The organism is Ferdinandcohnia sp. FSL W7-1320, from assembly GCF_038050315.1.
In the GTDB taxonomy this organism is placed as follows: domain Bacteria; phylum Bacillota; class Bacilli; order Bacillales; family Bacillaceae_L; genus Ferdinandcohnia; species Ferdinandcohnia aciditolerans.
The window spans coordinates 1-22,726 of the sequence record NZ_JBBPAM010000001.1 but is presented as its reverse complement, the minus strand read 5'-3'; the positions used below and the strand labels follow the sequence as shown (position 1 = coordinate 22,726).

Annotated in this window: 13 protein-coding genes, 2 tRNA genes, 3 rRNA genes and 1 other annotated feature (1 of these 19 cut by a window edge); of the genes, 1 reads left to right on the top strand and 17 read right to left on the bottom strand. The window is 40.8% G+C overall.

Features of this window, described 5'->3' with window-relative positions:
* Position 1, bottom strand: a binding site (T-box leader) (it extends 215 nt beyond the left edge of the window).
* Positions 2-43: 42 nt separating this feature from the next.
* From pdxT to guaB, 4 genes are all read right to left on the bottom strand, one after another.
* Positions 44-634: a pyridoxal 5'-phosphate synthase glutaminase subunit PdxT gene (pdxT, locus tag NST91_RS00090; RefSeq protein WP_341329557.1), complete on the bottom strand. Its 591-nt coding sequence runs from the start codon at positions 632-634 to the stop codon at positions 44-46.
* A gap of 18 nt (positions 635-652) precedes the next feature.
* The gene (gene pdxS, locus NST91_RS00085) at positions 653-1,537 is read right to left on the bottom strand and encodes a pyridoxal 5'-phosphate synthase lyase subunit PdxS (RefSeq protein WP_099355770.1); all 885 of its coding nucleotides are present in this window, start codon (positions 1,535-1,537) and stop codon (positions 653-655) included.
* Between the two features lie 194 nt (positions 1,538-1,731).
* A complete protein-coding gene (locus NST91_RS00080; RefSeq protein ID WP_341329556.1) occupies positions 1,732-3,081 on the bottom strand; it encodes a D-alanyl-D-alanine carboxypeptidase family protein in 1,350 nt (449 codons plus the stop codon).
* 138 nt (positions 3,082-3,219) lie between these two features.
* Complete coding sequence (guaB, locus tag NST91_RS00075; RefSeq protein ID WP_341329555.1) at positions 3,220-4,686, bottom strand: IMP dehydrogenase; 1,467 nt, start codon at positions 4,684-4,686, stop codon at positions 3,220-3,222.
* A 158-nt stretch (positions 4,687-4,844) separates the two neighbouring features.
* Here guaB and NST91_RS00070 point away from each other — a divergent pair, with 158 nt between their 5' ends.
* The gene (locus NST91_RS00070; protein ID WP_341329554.1) at positions 4,845-5,837 is read left to right on the top strand and encodes a YaaC family protein; all 993 of its coding nucleotides are present in this window, start codon (positions 4,845-4,847) and stop codon (positions 5,835-5,837) included.
* Positions 5,838-7,164: 1,327 nt separating this feature from the next.
* Here the strand turns inward: NST91_RS00070 and rrf are convergent.
* The 13 genes from rrf to dnaA all read right to left on the bottom strand — a co-directional run.
* Positions 7,165-7,280 (bottom strand): 5S ribosomal RNA (gene rrf / locus NST91_RS00065).
* 63 nt (positions 7,281-7,343) lie between these two features.
* Positions 7,344-10,275: ribosomal RNA gene (locus NST91_RS00060) — 23S ribosomal RNA — on the bottom strand.
* Between the two features lie 335 nt (positions 10,276-10,610).
* Positions 10,611-10,686 (bottom strand) — tRNA-Ala (locus NST91_RS00055).
* 19 nt (positions 10,687-10,705) lie between these two features.
* Positions 10,706-10,782: transfer RNA gene (locus tag NST91_RS00050), tRNA-Ile, on the bottom strand.
* A 95-nt stretch (positions 10,783-10,877) separates the two neighbouring features.
* Positions 10,878-12,429, bottom strand: a 16S ribosomal RNA gene (locus NST91_RS00045).
* The 16S, 23S and 5S rRNA genes sit together here with 2 tRNA genes alongside, the layout of an rRNA operon.
* Before the next feature lie 274 nt (positions 12,430-12,703).
* On the bottom strand, positions 12,704-13,771 hold the full coding sequence (locus NST91_RS00040; protein ID WP_341329553.1) for an HD-GYP domain-containing protein: 1,068 nt from the start codon (positions 13,769-13,771) through the stop codon (positions 12,704-12,706).
* Between the two features lie 92 nt (positions 13,772-13,863).
* Positions 13,864-16,380 (bottom strand): DNA gyrase subunit A, encoded by a 2,517-nt coding sequence (gyrA, locus tag NST91_RS00035; RefSeq protein WP_341329552.1) that lies wholly within the window; start codon positions 16,378-16,380, stop codon positions 13,864-13,866.
* Between the two features lie 201 nt (positions 16,381-16,581).
* A complete protein-coding gene (gyrB, locus tag NST91_RS00030; protein WP_341333453.1) occupies positions 16,582-18,504 on the bottom strand; it encodes a DNA topoisomerase (ATP-hydrolyzing) subunit B in 1,923 nt (640 codons plus the stop codon).
* A gap of 65 nt (positions 18,505-18,569) precedes the next feature.
* Positions 18,570-18,833 (bottom strand): extracellular matrix regulator RemB, encoded by a 264-nt coding sequence (gene remB, locus NST91_RS00025; protein ID WP_165918236.1) that lies wholly within the window; start codon positions 18,831-18,833, stop codon positions 18,570-18,572.
* Between the two features lie 10 nt (positions 18,834-18,843).
* A complete protein-coding gene (gene recF, locus NST91_RS00020; RefSeq protein WP_121448214.1) occupies positions 18,844-19,962 on the bottom strand; it encodes a DNA replication/repair protein RecF in 1,119 nt (372 codons plus the stop codon).
* A gap of 46 nt (positions 19,963-20,008) precedes the next feature.
* Positions 20,009-20,227 (bottom strand): S4 domain-containing protein YaaA, encoded by a 219-nt coding sequence (gene yaaA, locus NST91_RS00015; protein ID WP_341329551.1) that lies wholly within the window; start codon positions 20,225-20,227, stop codon positions 20,009-20,011.
* Positions 20,228-20,319: 92 nt separating this feature from the next.
* The gene (dnaN, locus tag NST91_RS00010; RefSeq protein ID WP_341329550.1) at positions 20,320-21,456 is read right to left on the bottom strand and encodes a DNA polymerase III subunit beta; all 1,137 of its coding nucleotides are present in this window, start codon (positions 21,454-21,456) and stop codon (positions 20,320-20,322) included.
* A gap of 253 nt (positions 21,457-21,709) precedes the next feature.
* Positions 21,710-22,726, bottom strand: a 1,017-nt coding sequence (gene dnaA, locus NST91_RS00005; RefSeq protein ID WP_341329549.1) for a chromosomal replication initiator protein DnaA, incomplete at its 5' end; no start/stop codon positions are given.

Below are 22,726 nucleotides of genomic sequence, written 5' to 3'. Positions count from 1 at the left end.
CATTTTATATTATTTATATAAAGTTTTACCATGTTTTAATTGTTTATACAAGGTTTTTTGCTTTTGATTCTTCGACCATTTTTACAAAATACGCTGTAAAGCGGTGATCATCTGTTAATTCTGGATGGAAGGAGCAGCCTAAATATTGTCCTTCACGGGCTGCAACTATTCTACCATTATGCTTTGCAAGAATTTCGACATTTTCTCCTGCTTCCACAATATGTGGTGCGCGAATAAATACTCCGACAAAGTCTTCAGCGATTCCAGGAATCATAAGCTCCGCCTCAAAGCTCTCACGCTGACGGCCAAATGAGTTTCTCTCAACTTTAATATCCATAAGTCCAAGATGTGACTCCTTATAGTCAACAAGCTGCTTCGCAAGTAGAATGAGCCCTGCACATGTTCCAAACATCGGCTTACCTTGCTCAGCAAATGAGCGAAGTGGCTCCATAAACTCATATTTATCAATTAATCGGCGCATTGTAGTACTTTCCCCGCCAGGGATAATTAATCCGTCAATTTCTTCAAGTTGTTCAACTTTTTTTACAACGACTGCTTCCGCTCCAGAGGCTTCTACAGAACGAACATGTTCTCTGACAGCCCCTTGAAGTCCTAATACCCCGATTTTAACCACGTCTGAACACCCTCTTACTTACCAGCCTCTTTCTTGCATACGTTGTTCTGGTAATAATGATGAAATTTCAATACCTTTCATAGCATTTCCTAATCCTTTAGAAAGGTGTGCAATTAATTCATAATCTTGATAATGTGTAGTAGCTTCTACAATCGCACGAGCAAATTTTGCAGGATTATCTGATTTGAAAATACCAGATCCAACAAATACTCCATCTGCTCCAAGTTGCATCATAAGTGCTGCGTCAGCTGGAGTTGCTACACCACCTGCTGCAAAGTTAACAACTGGAAGGCGACCTTCTTGTTTGATTTGAAGCAATAATTCAAATGGTGCTCCTAGATTTTTTGCTTCTGTCATAAGCTCATCTTCACTCATGCCAACAACTTTACGAATTTGAGCATTCACTTTTCTCATATGACGAACAGCTTCTACAATATTTCCTGTTCCAGGCTCACCTTTTGTACGAAGCATAGATGCACCTTCTGCAATTCGGCGAGTTGCTTCGCCTAAGTCACGGCAGCCACAAACAAATGGAACTGTGAAATCACGTTTATTTAAGTGGAACTCTTCATCAGCTGGAGTTAATACTTCACTCTCATCAATGTAGTCAACGCCAAGAGCTTCTAATACTCTAGCTTCTACAATATGACCAATACGAGCTTTAGCCATAACTGGAATAGTAACAGCACCCATTACTTGCTCGACTATTGTAGGGTCCGCCATTCTAGCAACTCCACCAGCCGCTCGAATATCAGCAGGTACTCGCTCTAAAGCCATTACTGCTACAGCGCCTGCTTCTTCTGCAATTTTAGCTTGTTCTGCATTGACAACGTCCATAATTACGCCGCCCTTTTGCATTTCAGCCATACCACGTTTTACTCGATCTGTTCCTGTATTTGCCATTACGATTCCTCCAATGATTCGTTATCTAATTTTATAGGCATAATCATATCATATTTTTAAGTATAGTGAATGCCCAATAGAAAATAAACTAAGAATATTCTAACTCATAATTTTCTACTTTCCTAGTAATTATACCAAAATAGTATAATATGGAAACAAAAAGGCCTCCTTCTACAGAGAAGGAGACCTTTATATTAGAACCAGCCCTTAACAGTGTTTGCCACACTTGACCAAATATCACCAAAGAATCCACCAATTCCTCTCATCATGAGCACGAACCAGTTTGTCTTTTCAACACCTGTATCTGTCACAAGTGGTACCTGTAATTTATCATCACCATTTGCGGTAATATAGCCTAAGTCATCACCATCATAGGATACATTCATATGGCCCACTTTTGTTCCTTCTTTAAAAGGCGCTGTTATTTCTTTATCCTTAGAAACAACCTTGTCATCAAATACATATTCTGCTTTAAATGCTGACTTATCTACACCCTTTTTAACTAATAATTTTACTGGTGCTTTAGTTGAAATTTTTACTTTCTTTTCTTTTCCTTTGACTACCTTTAATTCTTTATTACCCTTTAATTGATATCCTTCAGGGTAAACTTCAATTTGTTCAAAATTATTAAAACCATAATCTAATAGTTTACGAGTCTCTTTGAAACGTTCTGGTTCGCTTGTTGCTCCCATCACGACTGAAATTAATCTTTTTCCGTTACGTTCAGCAGTTCCTGTAAAGCAATAACCAGCTGCTGGTGTTGTACCTGTTTTTAACCCATCCATTCCCTCATAATAGAAATCTGCAAGATATGGGGATACCTTTGGATCGTGTTTCAACATCCAGTTCCAGTTATCCAGTTTCTCATCATAAAATTCCAATTGTGGGATACTTGAAATCTCCAATACTTCTGGATAATCACGTAATAGTGAGTAGGCTAATAAAGCCACAGACTCTGCGGATAACATATTATCCCCATCTGGACTCGTTCCTTCAGGATAATTATCACCTAGCATTGAATTTGATAATCCTGTACTATTTACAAACTCATAGTTTGGAAGACCTAGTTCTTCAGCCTTTTTATTCATAAGTTTCACGAATTCGCCTTCAGTACCGGCTAATAGTTCTGCTAATGTAATGGTTGTTGCATTATCAGAATAAATCGCCATTGCTTTATAAAGTTCCTCAACCGTATAATCGTGATTTAATCGTAAGCCAACACCTGAAAAGTTATTATTTGCAGATATATCATATGCATATTGGCTAATTTGAGTAGTTTGATCCCAAGATATTCTACCTTCAGAGATAGCCTCCATTATCAGGTACTCAGTCATCATTTTTACCATACTTGCAATTGGGGCCGCTTGATCGGCACTTTTTTCATATAGTATTTTACCTGTATCTGCATCAATTAATATCGCATTTTTTACATTTATATCAAGAGCAGGTGCTGCTTTTGCAGGAGGTATTTGTCCTACAAAAAGCGTTAGCAAAAAGACTGCTAAAATACTTATAATCAATCTTTTTTGTGTTTGTTTTTTCACGTTTTAAACCTCCACTTTCATAATACGCACAAAAGACATTTTAACATACCAGCTTCAAAAAAAATAGATAGAGTACATGACTCTATCTACCACAATATAAAAATCCTACCAATGGATTATGTTCTGTCTAAATTTACCTTAGAGAGTAGAGTAGTTCGGTGCTTCCTTTGTGATCTGTACATCATGTGGATGACTTTCACGTAATCCAGCACCTGTCATTTTAATGAATTGTGCATTCTCTCTTAACTCTTCTAAATTCTTTGTGCCGCAGTAACCCATACCAGAACGAATACCACCAATTAATTGATATATTGTGTCTGTTAGTGGGCCTTTGTATGGAAGACGACCTTCAATACCTTCAGGAACAAACTTTTTCGCATCCTCCTGGAAATAACGGTCCTTACTTCCTTTTTCCATTGCCGCAACAGAGCCCATGCCACGATATACTTTAAAGCGACGGCCTTGGAAGATCTCCGTTTCCCCTGGGCTTTCAGATACACCTGCAAGTAAGCTTCCTAGCATTACGACATGTCCACCCGCAGCTAATGCTTTAACGATGTCACCAGAATATTTAATACCGCCATCAGCAATAATCGAAACTCCATGTTTTCTTGCTTCTGTTGCACAATCGTAAACAGCTGTTATTTGAGGAACACCAACACCTGCTACAACACGAGTTGTACAAATAGAACCAGGCCCTATTCCTACTTTCACAACGCTAGCGCCTGCTTCTATAAGTGCACGTGTTGCTTCTGCTGTTGCTACGTTACCAGCAATAATATTTAGTTTTGGATATGCGTCTCTAATTGTTTTAACTGTTTCAAGTACTCCTGCTGAATGGCCGTGTGCTGTATCAACAACAATTGCATCAACTCCAGCTTTAACTAGCTTTTCAACCCGAAGCATTGTATCTGTTGTTACCCCAACAGCGGCTCCTACTAATAGACGCCCCTGCGCATCCTTTGCTGAATTCGGGAACTCAATTACTTTTTCAATATCCTTTATTGTAATAAGTCCTTTTAATACTCCACCTTCATCAACGAGTGGAAGCTTTTCAATTTTATATTTCTGTAGAAGTTTTTCTGCCTGTTCTAAAGTTGTACCAACAGGAGCAGTCACGAGATTTTCCTTTGTCATTACATCTGAAATTTGAATAGAATAGTCTTGAATAAAACGAAGGTCACGATTGGTAATAATTCCAACCAAGATTTGCTCTTGTGGGTTGTTTACAATTGGAACACCTGAAATACGATATTTTCCCATTAAATGTTCAGCATCAAATACTTGATGACTAGGAGTTAAGAAAAATGGATCTGTGATTACGCCACTTTCTGAACGTTTAACTTTATCAACCTGCTCAGCCTGTTGCTCAACAGACATATTCTTATGAATGATCCCTAGTCCGCCTTGACGGGCCATTGCAATAGCCATTTCATGCTCTGTTACTGTGTCCATACCCGCACTAACAATCGGGATATTTAACTTAAGTGTTTCTGTTAACGCAACCCTAAGATTTACATCCTTAGGTAGTACCTCTGACTTAGCAGGTAATAGCAATACATCATCAAATGTTAATCCTTCTTTGGCAAACTTTGTTTCCCACATGTAATAAATCCCCCTTCGATTGCAAAATATTATTAGTAGATTAACAACTGGGTAAACTACTGTCAAGAATCGAACGATATATTTAATAATTCAGAGTTTTTTATTATCTCTTTTCACCCATATTTTGTACTTCTTTGTTTTTATTGGAGGTTAGTAATTTGTTTGATTATCGTTTTATTTGGCAATCATTTAATGCACTTCATGCAGCAAATACAACACAACACTTACTACAAAAATGCTATGAAAAAGCGGCAGTTACAGACGCAGATAAAAAGAGCTATGAAAACAGTTACCCGTTTATCTATTATTTAGAACATGGTCAAAATTACTACCAATTATCCCAAAATGCTCCATTATCCATTAAGCCGGTTCTTCTCTTTTATGGAATGGTACAATTGTTAAAAGCATGTTTACTAACTGTTGATCCCCAGTACCCAGAATCAACTTCGGTACTTGCACATGGAGTTTCAACTAGAAAACGAAAAAAACAGAGCTACGAGTTTTTTCATGATGAAGTAAAGGTGCAAAAAAACGGATTATTTTCTCACTTTTCTGAACGTATGTTTCATGTGAAACAAATGGAAGGTGAAAAGTTTACAATGGAGCAGTTATTTAAAAGGATTCCCGAATTACAAAATTTATTTACTCTGCATTTTCAACAAAGCTTATATATTGAAACACCAATCACAACTCAGAATATATTATCAATCCCAACTGAAGCTTTAGACAGCTATCATATGACCTCACGGAGATTTGTAGATTTTATTGAAAACACACTGCCATTTTCAACAACTCTTATTAAAGAACCAACAGAAGGAAAAGACTGCGGGCCAATAACATTACAAATTAAAAAGGATAATTATCTTCTACCACTGGCAAGTTCACCGCTTCTATATCATCTATATGAAGACAGCTACTATCTGCCAAAAGAAAGGGAGCTTCTATCATTTTTTCCTGAAATCATGACACATTACTTACTCCTCTATAATTTAAGTATGATATCTAGATATGAGACTGAGTGGTGGAGTGAACTGCTTCATTCATACTCTAGTAACGACTATCCATTTATCAGACAGTTCCTTGCGATATCCGCAGATAAAGTTCCCTTTTTGCTTTATTTGTTTTTAAAGGAAAAAATTGATGGGGTGTAGGGGCTTTAATGTCTTTCCATTAAATCATTATCACTTTCCAACCTTCTGGGTTACACGATTAACACTTATGTCCCTATATCAACTGTACTAAAATTAATCTTTAAAGCACAAAAAGACCAACCACACTGGTTGGTCTTAGACCCTCACAAAGAAAATTTCCCAGCTACCACCGGTGCAAGGTCTTACCTTCATTATTCGGTGGTCAGCTTCTAAAGAGTGTCAGATTTTGTGCATCAGCTGCTTCAACTTCTACAAAGAACATTCTGGTTGTCGCTCCCTTGCATCCTCGAACCTTTCCTCCTCGAAAGGCGACCTATTCTATTTTATATTCCTATTCTTTTACACCACAAAACCTTGGGGTTTTGAAAAAACAAAAAAGACCAACCATAACGGTTGATCTTTCGTTTGCCTAGCGACGTCCTACTCTCACAGGGACAAAGTCCCAACTACCATCGGCGCAAGAGCTTAACTTCCGTGTTCGGTGGTCGGCTTCCGATGAGCGGCAGATTTCTGCGTCAGCTGCACTCACTCCAATCCTCATGTACATAGTACATTCCGGTTGTCGCTCCCTTGCTTCCTTGAACTCTTTGCTCCTCGAAATCCGACTTATTCTAATTGATAGCCTTATTTCCGTAAAAACTTCTTTTACACCACAAAACCTCTCGGTTTTGAAAAATAAAAAAAGACCAACCATAATGGTTGATCTTTCGTTTGCCTAGCGACGTCCTACTCTCACAGGGGCAATGCCCCAACTACCATCGGCGCAAGAGCTTAACTTCCGTGTTCGGTGGTCGGCTTCCGATGAGCGGCAGATTTCTGCGTCAGCTGCACTCACTCCAATCCTCATGTACATAGTACATTCCGGTTGTCGCTCCCTTGCTTCCTTGAACTCTTTGCTCCTCGAAATCCGACCTATCCTGTTTTTTTATTCTTATTCCCGTCAAAAGTGCCTTTAACACCATAAACCTTTCGGTTTTGAAAAAACAAAAAAGACCAACCATAACGGTTGATCTTTTAATTGCCTAGCGACGTCCTACTCTCACAGGGGCAATGCCCCAACTACCATCGGCGCAAGAGCTTAACTTCCGTGTTCGGTGGTCGGCTTCCGATGAGCGGCAGATTTCTGCGTCAGCTGCGCTCACTCCAATCCTCATGTACATAGTACATTCCGGTTGTCGCTCCCTTCTTCCTTGAACTCTTTGCTCCTCGAAACCCGACCTATTTAATTTTATAGTCTTTATTTCTGTAAATAGCTTCTTTTACTCCACAAAACCTTTCGGTTTTGAAAAAACAAAAAAGACCAACCATAACAGTTGATCTTTCGTTTGCCTAGCGACGTCCTACTCTCACAGGGACAAAGTCCCAACTACCATCGGCGCTGAAGAGCTTAACTTCCGTGTTCGGTATGGGAACGGGTGTGACCTCTTCGCTATCGCCACTAGACTATGTTGAAGGATTCATTCCTTCAAAACTAGATAACGTATTTTCATTCATCATCGAAGTATTTTGGTTAAGTCCTCGATCGATTAGTATCAGTCAGCTGCACATGTCACCATGCTTCCACCTCTGACCTATCAACCTCGTCATCTTCGAGGGATCTTACTAGTTTAACACTATGGGAAATCTCATCTTGAGGGGGGCTTCATGCTTAGATGCTTTCAGCACTTATCCCTTCCACACATAGCTACCCAGCTATGCCCTTGGCAGAACAACTGGTACACCAGCGGTGTGTCCATCCCGGTCCTCTCGTACTAAGGACAGCTCCTCTCAAATTTCCTACGCCCACGACGGATAGGGACCGAACTGTCTCACGACGTTCTGAACCCAGCTCGCGTACCGCTTTAATGGGCGAACAGCCCAACCCTTGGGACCGACTACAGCCCCAGGATGCGATGAGCCGACATCGAGGTGCCAAACCTCCCCGTCGATGTGGACTCTTGGGGGAGATAAGCCTGTTATCCCCGGGGTAGCTTTTATCCGTTGAGCGATGGCCCTTCCATGCGGAACCACCGGATCACTAAGCCCGACTTTCGTCCCTGCTCGACTTGTAGGTCTCGCAGTCAAGCTCCCTTGTGCCTTTACACTCTACGAATGATTTCCAACCATTCTGAGGGAACCTTTGGGCGCCTCCGTTACTTTTTAGGAGGCGACCGCCCCAGTCAAACTGCCCACCTGACACTGTCTCCAAGGCCGATAAGGCCTTCGGGTTAGAATTTCAATACAGCCAGGGTAGTATCCCACCGATGCCTCCACCGAAGCTGGCGCTCCGGCTTCCAAGGCTCCTACCTATCCTGTACAAGCTGTACCAAAATTCAATATCAGGCTGCAGTAAAGCTCCACGGGGTCTTTCCGTCCTGTCGCGGGTAACCTGCATCTTCACAGGTACTATAATTTCACCGAGTCTCTCGTTGAGACAGTGCCCAGATCGTTACACCTTTCGTGCGGGTCAGAACTTACCTGACAAGGAATTTCGCTACCTTAGGACCGTTATAGTTACGGCCGCCGTTTACTGGGGCTTCGATTCAGAGCTTCGCTTGCGCTAACCCCTCCTCTTAACCTTCCAGCACCGGGCAGGTGTCAGCCCCTATACTTCGCCTTGCGGCTTCGCAGAGACCTGTGTTTTTGCTAAACAGTCGCCTGGGCCTATTCACTGCGGCTCTTCAGGGCTATGCACCCTAAAAAGCACCCCTTCTCCCGAAGTTACGGGGTCATTTTGCCGAGTTCCTTAACGAGAGTTCTCTCGATCACCTTAGGATTCTCTCCTCGCCTACCTGTGTCGGTTTGCGGTACGGGCACCATTTACCTCGCTAGAAGCTTTTCTTGGCAGTGTGGAATCAGGAACTTCGGTACTATATTTCCCTCGCCATCACAGCTCAACCTTACGGTAAGCGGATTTGCCTACTTACCAGTCTAACTGCTTGGACGCACATATCCAACAGTGCGCTTACCCTATCCTCCTGCGTCCCTCCATCGCTCAAACGGTAAAGAGGTGGTACAGGAATATCAACCTGTTGTCCATCGCCTACGCTTTTCAGCCTCGGCTTAGGTCCCGACTAACCCTGAGCGGACGAGCCTTCCTCAGGAAACCTTAGGCATTCGGTGGATGGGATTCTCACCCATCTTTCGCTACTCATACCGGCATTCTCACTTCTAAGCGCTCCACCAGTCCTCACGGTCTGACTTCACGGCACTTAGAACGCTCTCCTACCATTGTTCGTAAGAACAATCCACAGCTTCGGTGATACGTTTAGCCCCGGTACATTTTCGGCGCAGAGTCACTCGACCAGTGAGCTATTACGCACTCTTTAAATGGTGGCTGCTTCTAAGCCAACATCCTGGTTGTCTAAGCAACTCCACATCCTTTTCCACTTAACGTATACTTTGGGACCTTAGCTGGTGGTCTGGGCTGTTTCCCTCTTGACTACGGATCTTATCACTCGCAGTCTGACTCCCGAGAATCAAGTCTTTGGCATTCGGAGTTTGACTGAATTCGGTAACCCGATGAGGGCCCCTAGTCCAATCAGTGCTCTACCTCCAAGACTCTATACTCGAGGCTAGCCCTAAAGCTATTTCGGAGAGAACCAGCTATCTCCAAGTTCGATTGGAATTTCTCCGCTACCCACACCTCATCCCCGCACTTTTCAACGTGCGTGGGTTCGGGCCTCCATTCAGTGTTACCTGAACTTCACCCTGGACATGGGTAGATCACCTGGTTTCGGGTCTACGACCACGTACTATTTCGCCCTATTCAGACTCGCTTTCGCTGCGGCTCCGTCTCTTCAACTTAACCTTGCACGGGATCGTAACTCGCCGGTTCATTCTACAAAAGGCACGCCATCACACATAAATGTGCTTTGACTACTTGTAGGCACACGGTTTCAGGTTCTATTTCACTCCCCTCCCGGGGTGCTTTTCACCTTTCCCTCACGGTACTGGTTCACTATCGGTCACTAGGGAGTATTTAGCCTTGGGAGATGGTCCTCCCAGCTTCCGACGGGATTTCTCGTGTCCCGCCGTACTCAGGATCCACTCAAGAGAGAACGAAGTTTCGACTACAGGGTTGTTACCTTCTCTGACGGACCTTTCCAGGTCGCTTCGTCTACTTCGCTCTTTTGTAACTCCGTATAGAGTGTCCTACAACCCCAAGAGGCAAGCCTCTTGGTTTGGGCTATCTTCCGTTTCGCTCGCCGCTACTCAGGAAATCGCGTTTGCTTTCTCTTCCTCCGGGTACTAAGATGTTTCAGTTCCCCGGGTCTACCTTCTCTTACCCTATGTATTCAGGTAAGGATACTGCCCCATTACGAGCAGTGGGTTTCCCCATTCGGAAATCTTCGGATCAATGCTTACTTACAGCTCCCCGAAGCATATCGGTGTTAGTACCGTCCTTCATCGGCTCCTAGTGCCAAGGCATCCACCGTGCGCCCTTCATAACTTAACCTATTCGGCTTTGATAAGCTTCGAATTTCTTCGTCACCTCATTCGTCAGCATCCTCACGTACCTTTAAGTACGTTCCGGTGCTTCCTCAATCGGTTCCTTGAACTTCTCGCTTCTCACGCGCCTAAAGTTATAAGAACTTTTACTACTTCAATGAATGTTTTGTTACGTTATCTAGTTTTCAAGGAACGAAGCTACTGACTTGAATCACATCGTGATTTACATCAGTGAGTAATCTTCATGCAGCTTTGCGCTAAGGAATCAATCATCTTCGATTAATCTTGCAGACACAAGCGCAAAATAAATATTTGCAAACAAAAAAACCGTCGGCAAATAAATGGTGGAGCCTAGCGGGATCGAACCGCTGACCTCCTGCGTGCAAAGCAGGCGCTCTCCCAGCTGAGCTAAGGCCCCAAGGGATATATAGAATGAATGGTGGGCCTAAATGGACTCGAACCATCGACCTCACGCTTATCAGGCGTGCGCTCTAACCAGCTGAGCTATAGGCCCATTCATATTAGATTATGAGAAAAGTTAGTTCTCTCAAAACTAAACACAATACAAAGCGTCTTTTTATGAAGTTCGTAGAACTTCAGTTTCCTTAGAAAGGAGGTGATCCAGCCGCACCTTCCGATACGGCTACCTTGTTACGACTTCACCCCAATCATCTGTCCCACCTTAGGCGGCTGGCTCCTTGCGGTTACCCCACCGACTTCGGGTGTTACAAACTCTCGTGGTGTGACGGGCGGTGTGTACAAGGCCCGGGAACGTATTCACCGCGGCATGCTGATCCGCGATTACTAGCGATTCCGGCTTCATGCAGGCGAGTTGCAGCCTGCAATCCGAACTGAGAATGGTTTTATGGGATTTGCTTAACCTCGCGGTTTCGCTGCCCTTTGTACCATCCATTGTAGCACGTGTGTAGCCCAGGTCATAAGGGGCATGATGATTTGACGTCATCCCCACCTTCCTCCGGTTTGTCACCGGCAGTCACCTTAGAGTGCCCAACTGAATGCTGGCAACTAAGATCAAGGGTTGCGCTCGTTGCGGGACTTAACCCAACATCTCACGACACGAGCTGACGACAACCATGCACCACCTGTCACTTATGTCCCCGAAGGGAAAGCTCTATCTCTAGAGATGGCATAAGGATGTCAAGACCTGGTAAGGTTCTTCGCGTTGCTTCGAATTAAACCACATGCTCCACCGCTTGTGCGGGCCCCCGTCAATTCCTTTGAGTTTCAGTCTTGCGACCGTACTCCCCAGGCGGAGTGCTTAATGCGTTTGCTGCAGCACTAAAGGGCGGAAACCCTCTAACACTTAGCACTCATCGTTTACGGCGTGGACTACCAGGGTATCTAATCCTGTTCGCTCCCCACGCTTTCGCGCCTCAGCGTCAGTTACAGACCAGAGAGCCGCCTTCGCCACTGGTGTTCCTCCACATCTCTACGCATTTCACCGCTACACGTGGAATTCCGCTCTCCTCTTCTGCACTCAAGTCCCCCAGTTTCCAATGACCCTCCACGGTTGAGCCGTGGGCTTTCACATCAGACTTAAAGGACCGCCTGCGCGCGCTTTACGCCCAATAATTCCGGATAACGCTTGCCACCTACGTATTACCGCGGCTGCTGGCACGTAGTTAGCCGTGGCTTTCTGGTTAGGTACCGTCAAGGTACCGCCCTATTCGAACGGTACTTGTTCTTCCCTAACAACAGAGCTTTACGATCCGAAGACCTTCTTCGCTCACGCGGCGTTGCTCCGTCAGACTTTCGTCCATTGCGGAAGATTCCCTACTGCTGCCTCCCGTAGGAGTCTGGGCCGTGTCTCAGTCCCAGTGTGGCCGATCACCCTCTCAGGTCGGCTACGCATCGTTGCCTTGGTGAGCCATTACCTCACCAACTAGCTAATGCGCCGCGGGCCCATCTATAAGTGATAGCTAAAAGCCATCTTTCAATATGAGACCATGTGGTCTCATATGTTATCCGGTATTAGCTCCGGTTTCCCGAAGTTATCCCAGTCTTATAGGCAGGTTGCCCACGTGTTACTCACCCGTCCGCCGCTAACCTTTGGGAGCAAGCTCCCTCTGGTTCGCTCGACTTGCATGTATTAGGCACGCCGCCAGCGTTCATCCTGAGCCAGGATCAAACTCTCCAATAAGAGTATTGATTGCTCAATAGTTTGTTACTTTAGAATTAAACGTTGACGCTTGTATTATGTTTAGTTTTCAAAGAACTTGTTTGTCGCCCCGAAGCGACTTTATTAATATATCACATTATCATTATTAAAGTCAATTACTTTTTTAAAATAATAATGTTGAAGGGATAAGACTTTTACTAGTATAAATGCAAAAGGCTTTTTAATCAAGTATTTAATGAAAAATGTTTTTCTACTTCCTATTCAGCAAAAATAAAACCTCCGAATTTGGAAGTGATTAGATAATTTCCTCTACATTAACTTCACGAACCACTTTTAAATCCAAAAATTCATTTTCTTCAATTTTTAGTAAGGGTCTAGTGGGCTGGGATTTATCAATAAACACAATTTCTCCAGTTTGCCCATTTGAGAGTTTTACTTTTGTTCCTATTGATATAATTCCGACACTATTTGTTAAGGCTTCTACTACATTTAAATCTAGTTTACCGAACGATTCCCTTCTCATCTCTTCAAGGACTTCAAAAGGAGACTGGCGGTTACTGTAAGGTCTTTCTGAGGTCATGGCCGAGTACACATCAGCTACTGCAACAATCTTTCCAAATGGATGCAGTCTCTCCCCGGTAACCCCGAGTAGGTAGCCTGTTCCATCAATCCGTTCATGGTGTTGGAGAACTGCTAATTTAACACTATCTTTTATAAGTGGGATCTTTTCAATGATTCGGTAGCTATATAAAGGGTGTTTTTTTACCTCTTTATACTCTCCATAAGTAAGTGACGTAGCCTTTGTTAGAATTTTTGGATCAATTTTAGACATTCCGCAGTCACTAAGTAATCCCGCAATGGCTAGATGATAGCAATCAACAATATTGAATTCCAACCTTTTTCCCAGATATCCAGAGAGCACTCCTACTGTGACAGCATGATGGTACATATAGTCATCTCGGGTTATATATTTATATAATGAGAATATTTCTTTTGGTTGTTCTAGTATTCTTTTAAAGAGGGGGAGTATAATTTGACGTACTTTAGTGATATCCAAGAGAGCCCCCGCTTGCCAGCTTTGAAACAATTGTTTATATTCTCCTACAGATTTGAGATAATCCTCCGCAATCGAGCTTTCCTTTTTTACAACTTCTACTTCTTCTACTATTTCAGTAGGAGTGAAAGGCTCACCATTGATCAAAAATGCTTCAACTTGTACATCTTGAACCAAGAATACGTGAAGTACTTGTATATGTTCATTTGTTAATACTGTGTTTTTAGGAATAATCGGTGTATTTGTTAAAGAAAAAATGTCATCTGAGACAATGCATCCTTCTTGTAACTGGCTTGTCCTTACACGCATTTTAATTCGCCCTCATCTTTCGTTGAATACTGGTACCATTTTACCAAAAAAAGAGAAATACTGCACTTGCAGCATTTCTCTTTTCATAAAGTTTATTCAGTTTCCTCTTCGTTACTTGGTTGTTCATCAGTGACTGTCTCTTCTACAGCCTCTACTGATTCATCTTCAAGTTCCTCTACTTCTTCTTTTTCTACAACTGCAACAGTTGCTACATGTTCATTTTCGTCTAGACGAATGAGCTTAACACCTTGGGTTGTACGGCCAATTTGTGAAATATCATTGATTGACATTCTAATTAAGACACCCGCAGCCGTGATAAGCATAAGGTCATTCTCTTCTGTAACAGCTTTTACCGCGATTACTTTACCGTTCTTTTCGGTAATATTAACAGTTTTGAGCCCCTTACCACCACGGCTTTGGATGCGGTACTCACCTGCTGGTGTACGCTTTCCATAACCATGTTCAGTAACAATTAAGACATCTAGATTGTCTTCTAGTATTTCCATTCCTACTACTTCGTCACCTTCAGAAATGTTAATACCTTTAACACCTGCAGCCGTACGACCCATAGATCTTACGTCTGATTCAGGGAAACGAATGAGCATACCATCCTTTGTACCAATGATAATGTCTTTCGATCCGTCGGTTAGTCGGACAGAAATAAGTTCGTCACCTTCATGCAAGCCAACAGCTATTAATCCACCCTTACGAATATTTGCAAATGAAGATAATGGAGTGCGTTTTGAAATACCCTTTCTTGTTGTAAAGAACAGGAACCAATCATCAACTAGTTCAGATACAGGAATAATGGCATTAATCCATTCTTCTTTATCGATTTCTAGTAGGTTAATAATTGGAATTCCTTTTGCTGTCCTACTGAATTCAGGAATTTCATAGCCTTTTAAACGATAGACCTTTCCCTTATTTGTGAAGAATAGGATTGTATCATGGGTTGATGTTGATAGAAGATGTTCGACGAAGTCATCTTCATTTGTTCCCATTCCTTGAATGCCTCGGCCTCCACGCTTTTGACTTCGGTATGTTGAAACTGGAAGACGCTTAATATATCCTTTGTTTGTGAGAGTAATAATGATATTCTCTCTAGGAATTAAGTCTTCATCTTCAATCATTTCAAGCCCGCCTGCTAGAATTTCAGTACGTCTTTTATCATTAAAACGTTCTTTCACTTCTAATAGCTCTTCACGAATAATTTCTAGAACTTTTTCCTCATCCGCCAAAATTGCCTTTAATTCTGCAATTAGTGCAACAAGCTCTTGATATTCTGCTTCAATTTTGTCACGTTCTAAACCTGTTAAACGTTGTAAACGCATATCTAAGATCGCTTGTGCTTGTTTTTCAGATAAGTTAAATCTTGTCATTAAGCCTTCACGAGCGATATCCGTATTTTGTGAGCCACGAATTAACGTAATAATTTCATCAATATGATCCAACGCAATTCGTAAACCTTCTAAAATATGGGCTCTTGCTTCAGCTTTTCGAAGTTCGAATGCTGTTCTGCGTTTAATTACAACAACTTGATGGTCTAAGTAATATTGTAAGCATTGCTTTAAGTTTAGGACTCTTGGATGTCCATTCACTAGTGCTAGCATGTTGATTCCAAAAGTCGTTTGCAATGCAGTATGTTTATATAAATTATTTAAAAGAACATTCGCATTTGCATCTCTTCTAACTTCCATCACGATTCTCATACCATTTCGGTCTGATTCATCACGAAGGTCTGTTATGCCGTCAATCTTTTTATCACGAACTAATTCTGCAATTTTTTCGATTAATTTAGCTTTATTTACTTGGTAAGGAAGTTCTGTTACAAGGATAACTTCCTTGCCATTCTTCATCTCTTCAATTTCAACTTTTGCACGTAAGGTAATGGAGCCTTTTCCAGTTTCATAAGCTTTTCTAATTCCGCTTCTACCTAGAATATGTCCAGCTGTAGGGAAGTCCGGTCCAGGTATGATATCCATTAACTCAGCAATGGTTATCTCGGGATCCTTACTTACTGCTAGAACACCATCAATAACTTCACCTAATTGATGTGGTGGAACATTCGTTGCCATACCTACTGCAATTCCCGCTGCACCATTGACTAAAAGGTTAGGGAAACGAGCAGGAAGAACAGCTGGTTCTTTTTCTGAACCATCATAGTTATCTTGATAATCAATCGTATCCTTATTAATATCACGCAGAAGTTCCATTGATATTTTGGACATACGTGCTTCCGTATAACGCATCGCTGCTGCCGCATCACCATCTACTGAACCAAAGTTTCCATGGCCATCAACAAGCATATAGCGAAAGTTAAAATCCTGTGCCATTCGAACCATCGTATCGTAAACTGCAGAGTCACCGTGTGGGTGGTATTTACCTATTACTTCACCTACGATACGAGCAGATTTCTTATAGGCTTTATCAGATGTCATCCCTAAGTCGTTCATGGCATACAAAATTCTACGGTGAACTGGCTTTAGACCATCACGAACATCTGGTAGGGCACGTGACACAATAACGCTCATCGCATAATCTAGAAATGATGTTCTCATTTCATGGCTAATATTTATCTCGTGAATATGCGAGTTTTGATTTTCAGACATAAAAAGAAACCTCCCTTTATCAGGGGTATAAAATAAATTTGGATTCTTATTTTAACCCATTCAAATAAATAACTAAAACACAGGATAGTAACGAAAAGCGCAAGGCATCCATTTATCGAAAACAAGCATAAGCATTAAGGCTTAAGACTCGGGACGATAAATGCCTAGAGCTAGGTTTCAAAACTATCCTGTAAAATATCGTTAAACATCCAAGTTTTTCACGTACTGTGCATTCTCTTCAATGAAATTACGTCTAGGTTCAACCTTGTCACCCATTAGCATTTCGAATGTTTCATCAGCATCAATTGCATCCTGAAGGGTAACCTGAAGCATTGTTCGGTTGTTAGGGTCCATTGTGGTTTCCCAAAGCTGTTCAGGATTCATTTCACCAAGACCTTTATATCGTTGGATACCAGGTTTTGGATTACTTGGCAATTCTGCTAAATATTTCTCTAGCTCGCGGTCGTTATATGCGTATTCAACACGTTTACCTTGTTGGATTTTATATAATGGCGGTTGTGCTATATAGATAAATCCATGTTCGATAATCTTGCGCATAAATCGATAAAAGAACGTTAATAATAAAGTCCGAATATGTGCACCGTCTACATCTGCATCTGTCATGATGACGACTTTATGATAACGGGCCTTTGTGATATCAAAATCTTCTCCAATACCCGTTCCTAATGCAGTGATCATTGAACGTACCTCGTTATTGGATAGAATTCGATCAAGTCTTGCTTTCTCAACGTTAAGAATCTTTCCTCTAAGTGGAAGAATCGCCTGGAAATGACGATCACGACCTTGTTTTGCAGAACCACCCGCTGAATCACCCTCAACAATGTAAAGCTCACTAATGGAAGGGTCCTTCGATGAACAATCAGCAAGTTTTCCTGGTAAGCTTGAAACCTCTAGTGCACTTTTCCTTCTTGTTAATTCACGTGCCTTTTTCGCAGCCATTCGTGCTCTAGCCGCCATTGTTCCTTTTTCGACAACTTTACGAGCAACTGACGGATTTTCTAATAGAAAAGCCTCAAATTTCTCTGAGAAGACAGATTCAGTCACTGTCCTTGCTTCACTATTTCCGAGCTTTGTCTTTGTTTGCCCCTCAAATTGTGGATCTGGATGCTTAACAGAAATGATCGCGGTTAGCCCTTCACGAACATCATCTCCAGTTAAATTTGCATCATTATCTTTGAATATATTATTTTTACGTGCATAATCATTGATAATCCGTGTTAATGCCGTTTTAAAACCAGATTCATGTGTTCCACCTTCATATGTGTGGATATTATTTGCGAATGAATAAATATTGCTTGTATAACTATCATTGTATTGAAGGGCAATTTCGATTGAAATTCCTTCTTTTTCCCCTTCGACGAAAACAGGTTCTTCATGAATTACTTCTTTTGTACGGTTGAGGTGCTCAACGTATGACTTGATTCCACCTTCGTAATGGTATTCTTTACGTTTATTCTCTTCCCGTTTGTCCTCGATCGTAATTTTAACGCCTCTTGTTAAGAAGGCGAGTTCGCGAAGGCGAGTCGCAAGTATATCAAAATCATACTCAAGCGTTTCAGTAAAGATTTCACCATCCGGCTTAAAGTGTGTAATTGTACCAGTATGATCCGTTTCACCTATCACTTTTAGTTCAGATGAAACATGGCCACGTTCAAATTCAATTCGGTGAACCTTGCCATCACGGTGAACTTCTACTTCTAAGTTTGTTGAAAGTGCGTTAACAACCGATGCACCAACCCCGTGTAAGCCACCTGAAACCTTGTACCCACCGCCGTCAAATTTTCCTCCTGCATGAAGGACAGTCATGATTACTTCAACCGCAGGACGACCCATTTTTTCATGGATACCAACCGGAATTCCACGTCCGTTGTCTATTACAGTGATACTATTATCTTCTTCGATGATGACATTAATCTCGTCACAATAACCAGCCAATGCTTCATCAATACTATTGTCGACAATTTCCCATACTAAATGGTGCAGACCTTTTCCAGAAGTTGAACCAATATACATACCAGGGCGCTTTCTTACTGCCTCTAAACCTTCTAATACCTGTATTTGATTCTCATCATATTCTTGTTGTTGCAATTCTTTTTCTTCCATTGCCACCAATATCACCTACACTTTATATTAACGAAAAAAGAACAAGTTTTGAGTTACTATTATGCTTATATTTCATCTAAAATTGTTTCAAAATCGGAAACATGTTGTGATCGTTTTTTTAATGTACTAGAGGATAAAGGTGAATAATAAACTTTATCAACAGTAACTACGACTGATTTTGTATTCCCATTAGACAATTCTACCACTCTGTCTTTTTGTACATCTAAAAATTCATTAACGATAGAGGAGGATTTTAAAAGCTGTCGATCTAATATCGTAATCACATCTGATGAACGAACCATTACATTGTCTCCCAAATGTATGAACAAACTCATCACCTCATTTAAGCTTTTTTATGAGTCCTGCAGACACTTCATAGGTCGCAGCCTGCTCTAACGTTTCATGATTGATCCCTTCAACGCTCGTTGTTGTAACGAAGGTTTGTACCTTGCCTTGAATTGTATTTAATAAATGCGACTGTCTAAAATCATCCAGTTCCGATAGAACATCATCTAATAATAAAATCGGGTACTCCCCAATTTCTGAATGAATTAATTCTATTTCTGCAAGCTTTAATGATAGGGCGGTCGTACGTTGCTGGCCCTGGGATCCGAATGTTTGAACATCCTTTCCATTCACAAAAAATGCAAGGTCATCCCGATGTGGCCCCGCTAATGTAACGCCTCTTTCAATTTCCCTCTCTTTTATTTTAGCAAATTTTTCGTCATATACATCTACCATTTTCGACAAATCTGCTGTTTCTAATACCTCAATTGAAGGTTTATATTCAATTTGAAGCCGTTCTAGTCCTCTACTGATTCCATGATGAATAGGCTCAGCCCACTTTTGTAATAAAATAAGGAATTCAAATCGTTTTTTAACAATTTTAACGGCCGCTTGAATTAATTGTGAAGTTAAAACATCAAGCATGGTTTGATCATGTTGTCTCTTTGTTTGAAGCTGCTTTAGGTAGTGGTTCCGCTGGTGGAGGATTTTTTGATATTGACTTAGGTCATGCAAATACACTGCAGATACTTGCCCAATTTCCATATCAATAAATCGTCTTCTTATCTGTGGGCTCCCCTTTACAAGATTTAGATCTTCTGGGGCAAACATAACCACGTTCATATTTCCAACATATTGGCTTAGCTTTTGCTGTTCCAAATGATTACTTTTTGCTTTTTTGCCCTTTTTAGAGATAACGAGCTGCAAGGATAAGGGGCCGTTCCGTTTTTGAACCCTACCCTCTATTTTAGCATATTCTTCATCCCAGCGAATCAATTCTTTATCATTTGAGGTCCGATGTGATTTTGCCATCGCTAAAACATAGATAGATTCCATCACATTTGTCTTGCCCTGTGCATTTTCACCTAAGATAACATTAACTTTATCTTCAAATAATATGGATAATTTTTCATAATTACGATAATTCGTCAGTTCTATTTCTTCTATGAACAAATGGACTCACCCTTTGCGCACAAGCGCGAGGGCAATCCCCCGCAGCTTAAGCATTTGATATGACAAACGTTCCAAAGCCAGGAATGTCTACTACATCCTTATTTACTAGCTTTTTACCGCGGCGATTCTCTAGCTCTCCATTTACATAGACTTCATGTTCACCAAGAAACCATTTTGCCATTCCACCTGACTGGATGATATCGGCTAGCTTTAAAAACTGTCCCAATGTAATAAAGTCTGTCGAAACTTGTATTTCTTTCGCCATCTTTTCGCCTTCTTTCTTTTTATTTTACTAAAGAAAATCCAACTAGAAAAGAAAACTACTAGGTTTTTACGACCTAGTAGTTCATTCGTTTCTTAATAAGTACGCACTGGGAGAATCAAATGAAAGACTGTATCGTCATCAAGTGCTTTGATATAGAACGGTCTCATTGCGCCTGTGAAGCTAATACGAATTTCAGAACTTTCCAATGCTTTCAATGCATCCATCATATATTTTGCACTAAAAGAAATCTTTAATTCTTCACCTTCAATGGATTTACTTTGAATTTCTTCATTTACTTTCCCAATTTCAGGGGATATGGACGATATTTCGACCACTCCATCAGGTAAAGTTGTAAATTTAACGACATTATTATTTGCTTCTCTTGCTAGTAGAGAGGCACGATCAATCGATTGTAAAAATTCTTTCGTCGCTAGTACGACTTCAGTTTTACTTTCTGTAGGGATTAGTCTAGTCGTATCTGGATAGCTGCCATCTAATAAACGAGAGAAGAATAAAAGATGTTTTGTTTTAAAAAGAACTTGGTTTTCGGTAATGACAATATCAACTAAATCTGTAGTGTCATCAAGAATTTTACTTAATTCATTTAAACTTTTACCTGGAATGACTGCACTATAGGATCCATCATTTTCTGTTTCAATATGTGCTGTTCTCATTGCAAGACGATGACTATCTGTAGCAATACAATTGAGAGTGTTATTTTCAACCTTCCAATTTACACCTGTTAAGATAGGACGAGTTTCAGAAGTGGAAACAGCAAATACGGTTTGTCGAATCATGTTTTTTAGTAAATCAGCAGGAATTTTAAATCCTTGGTTTCCTTCAATTTGAGGCAACTGTGGATATTCTTCAGCATCAAGTCCGTTTAAGTTAAATTCCGCTTTTCCGGAACGAATAATAGTTAATAAATTTGAATGAACCTCGATTTCTACTGTATCCTTAGGAAGTTTTTTAACAATTTCACTGAAGAAACGAGCTTGTAAAACAATACTTCCAGTTTCTTTAATTTCAACAATTTCATCTCCAGCTTCTTCATTAGGAATAAAAGATTCTATGGAGACATCGGAATCACTACCTGTAAGTGTTACTCCTTCATTTGTTGCAACTATTTTAATCCCTGTTAAGATCGGAATGGTTGTTCGAGAAGATACAGCTTTCATTACATCTTGTACACTTTGAACAAGATGGTCTCTTTGAATAATAAATTTCATCAAAAATCCTCCTAAAGATAGTTCTATTTTTGATTTCGTGTGAATACACTTTTAGTTTATATATATTTATTTTTTAAAAGAAAAATCGTAGAAGTACTAGTAGGTCCTGTGAATATGTGGATAACTGGAAAGAAACAAATGAAAACAGTCTATCCACATGTGGACAGACTGTGCGCAACAACAAAGAAGTTATTCACAGTATTCACGTTACAAGTACTTGTCCAAATTAAAAAGATGAAACCATCAATGTACATTAGCCCTTTAATTGTGTAATGATTTCATTTATTTGTTTTTGTAATTGAGTGTCTGTATTTAATAGTTTTGTGATTTTTTCATGAGCATGAATGACTGTTGTATGGTCACGGCCTCCAAACTCTTCTCCAATTTTAGGCAGTGAGGAATCTGTTAATTCCCTTGATAAATACATCGCAATTTGACGAGGGAATGCAATGGATTTAGTTCGCTTTTTCGCCTTGAAATCCTCAAGTTTTACACTATAATGCTGCCCAACAACCTTTTGAATCTCAAAAATTGTAATTACTTTCGGTCTAGAACTTGGAATGATATCCTTTAAAGCTTCTGCAGCAAGGTCTGCATTTATATCTTTATTTATTAAAGAAGAATATGCAACGATACGAATAAGCGCACCTTCAAGCTCACGAATGTTCGTGTTGATTTGGTTCGCGATATATAGCATAACTTCATTTGGAATATCAAGTCCCTCTGCCTTGGCTTTTTTGCGTAGAATTGCAATTCTTGTTTCAAGGTCAGGTGGAGTAATATCGGTAATTAATCCCCATTCAAAGCGTGAACGAAGACGATCTTCTAAAGTAGGAATCTCCTTAGGCGGTCTGTCACTAGAAATGACAATTTGCTTACTTTCCTCATGCAAGGTATTGAACGTATGGAAAAATTCTTCTTGAGTTGATTCTTTTCCAGCTAAAAACTGAATATCATCTATAAGTAAGATGTCGACATTTCTGTATTTATTTCTAAATTCAACCGCTTTGTTATCCCTTATAGAGTTTATGAACTCATTCGTAAATTTCTCAGATGATAAGTAGACAACCTTTGCATTTGGGTTGTGCTCTTGAACATAATGACCAATTGAATGCATTAAATGAGTTTTACCTAATCCAACACCACCATATAAGAAGAGTGGGTTATATGCTTTTGCTGGTGCTTCTGCAACTGCTAAGGATGCAGCATGTGCAAAGCGATTTCCAGAGCCTATTACAAATGTATCAAATGTGTATTTTTGATTGAGCAT

Excerpts from the sequence above, each read along its gene's own strand:
- pdxS (WP_099355770.1), bottom strand. The coding sequence starts at position 1,537 with ATGGCAAATACAGGAACAGATCGAGTAAAACGTGGTATGGCTGAAATG.
- guaB (WP_341329555.1), bottom strand. The coding sequence starts at position 4,686 with ATGTGGGAAACAAAGTTTGCCAAAGAAGGATTAACATTTGATGATGTA.
- gyrB (WP_341333453.1), bottom strand. The coding sequence starts at position 18,504 with ATGGAAGAAAAAGAATTGCAACAACAAGAATATGATGAGAATCAAATA.
- yaaA (WP_341329551.1), bottom strand. The coding sequence starts at position 20,227 with ATGGCGAAAGAAATACAAGTTTCGACAGACTTTATTACATTGGGACAG.
- NST91_RS00040 (WP_341329553.1), bottom strand. The coding sequence starts at position 13,771 with ATGCGTGTAAGGACAAGCCAGTTACAAGAAGGATGCATTGTCTCAGAT.
- dnaN (WP_341329550.1), bottom strand. The coding sequence starts at position 21,456 with ATGAAATTTATTATTCAAAGAGACCATCTTGTTCAAAGTGTACAAGAT.
- gyrA (WP_341329552.1), bottom strand. The coding sequence starts at position 16,380 with ATGTCTGAAAATCAAAACTCGCATATTCACGAGATAAATATTAGCCAT.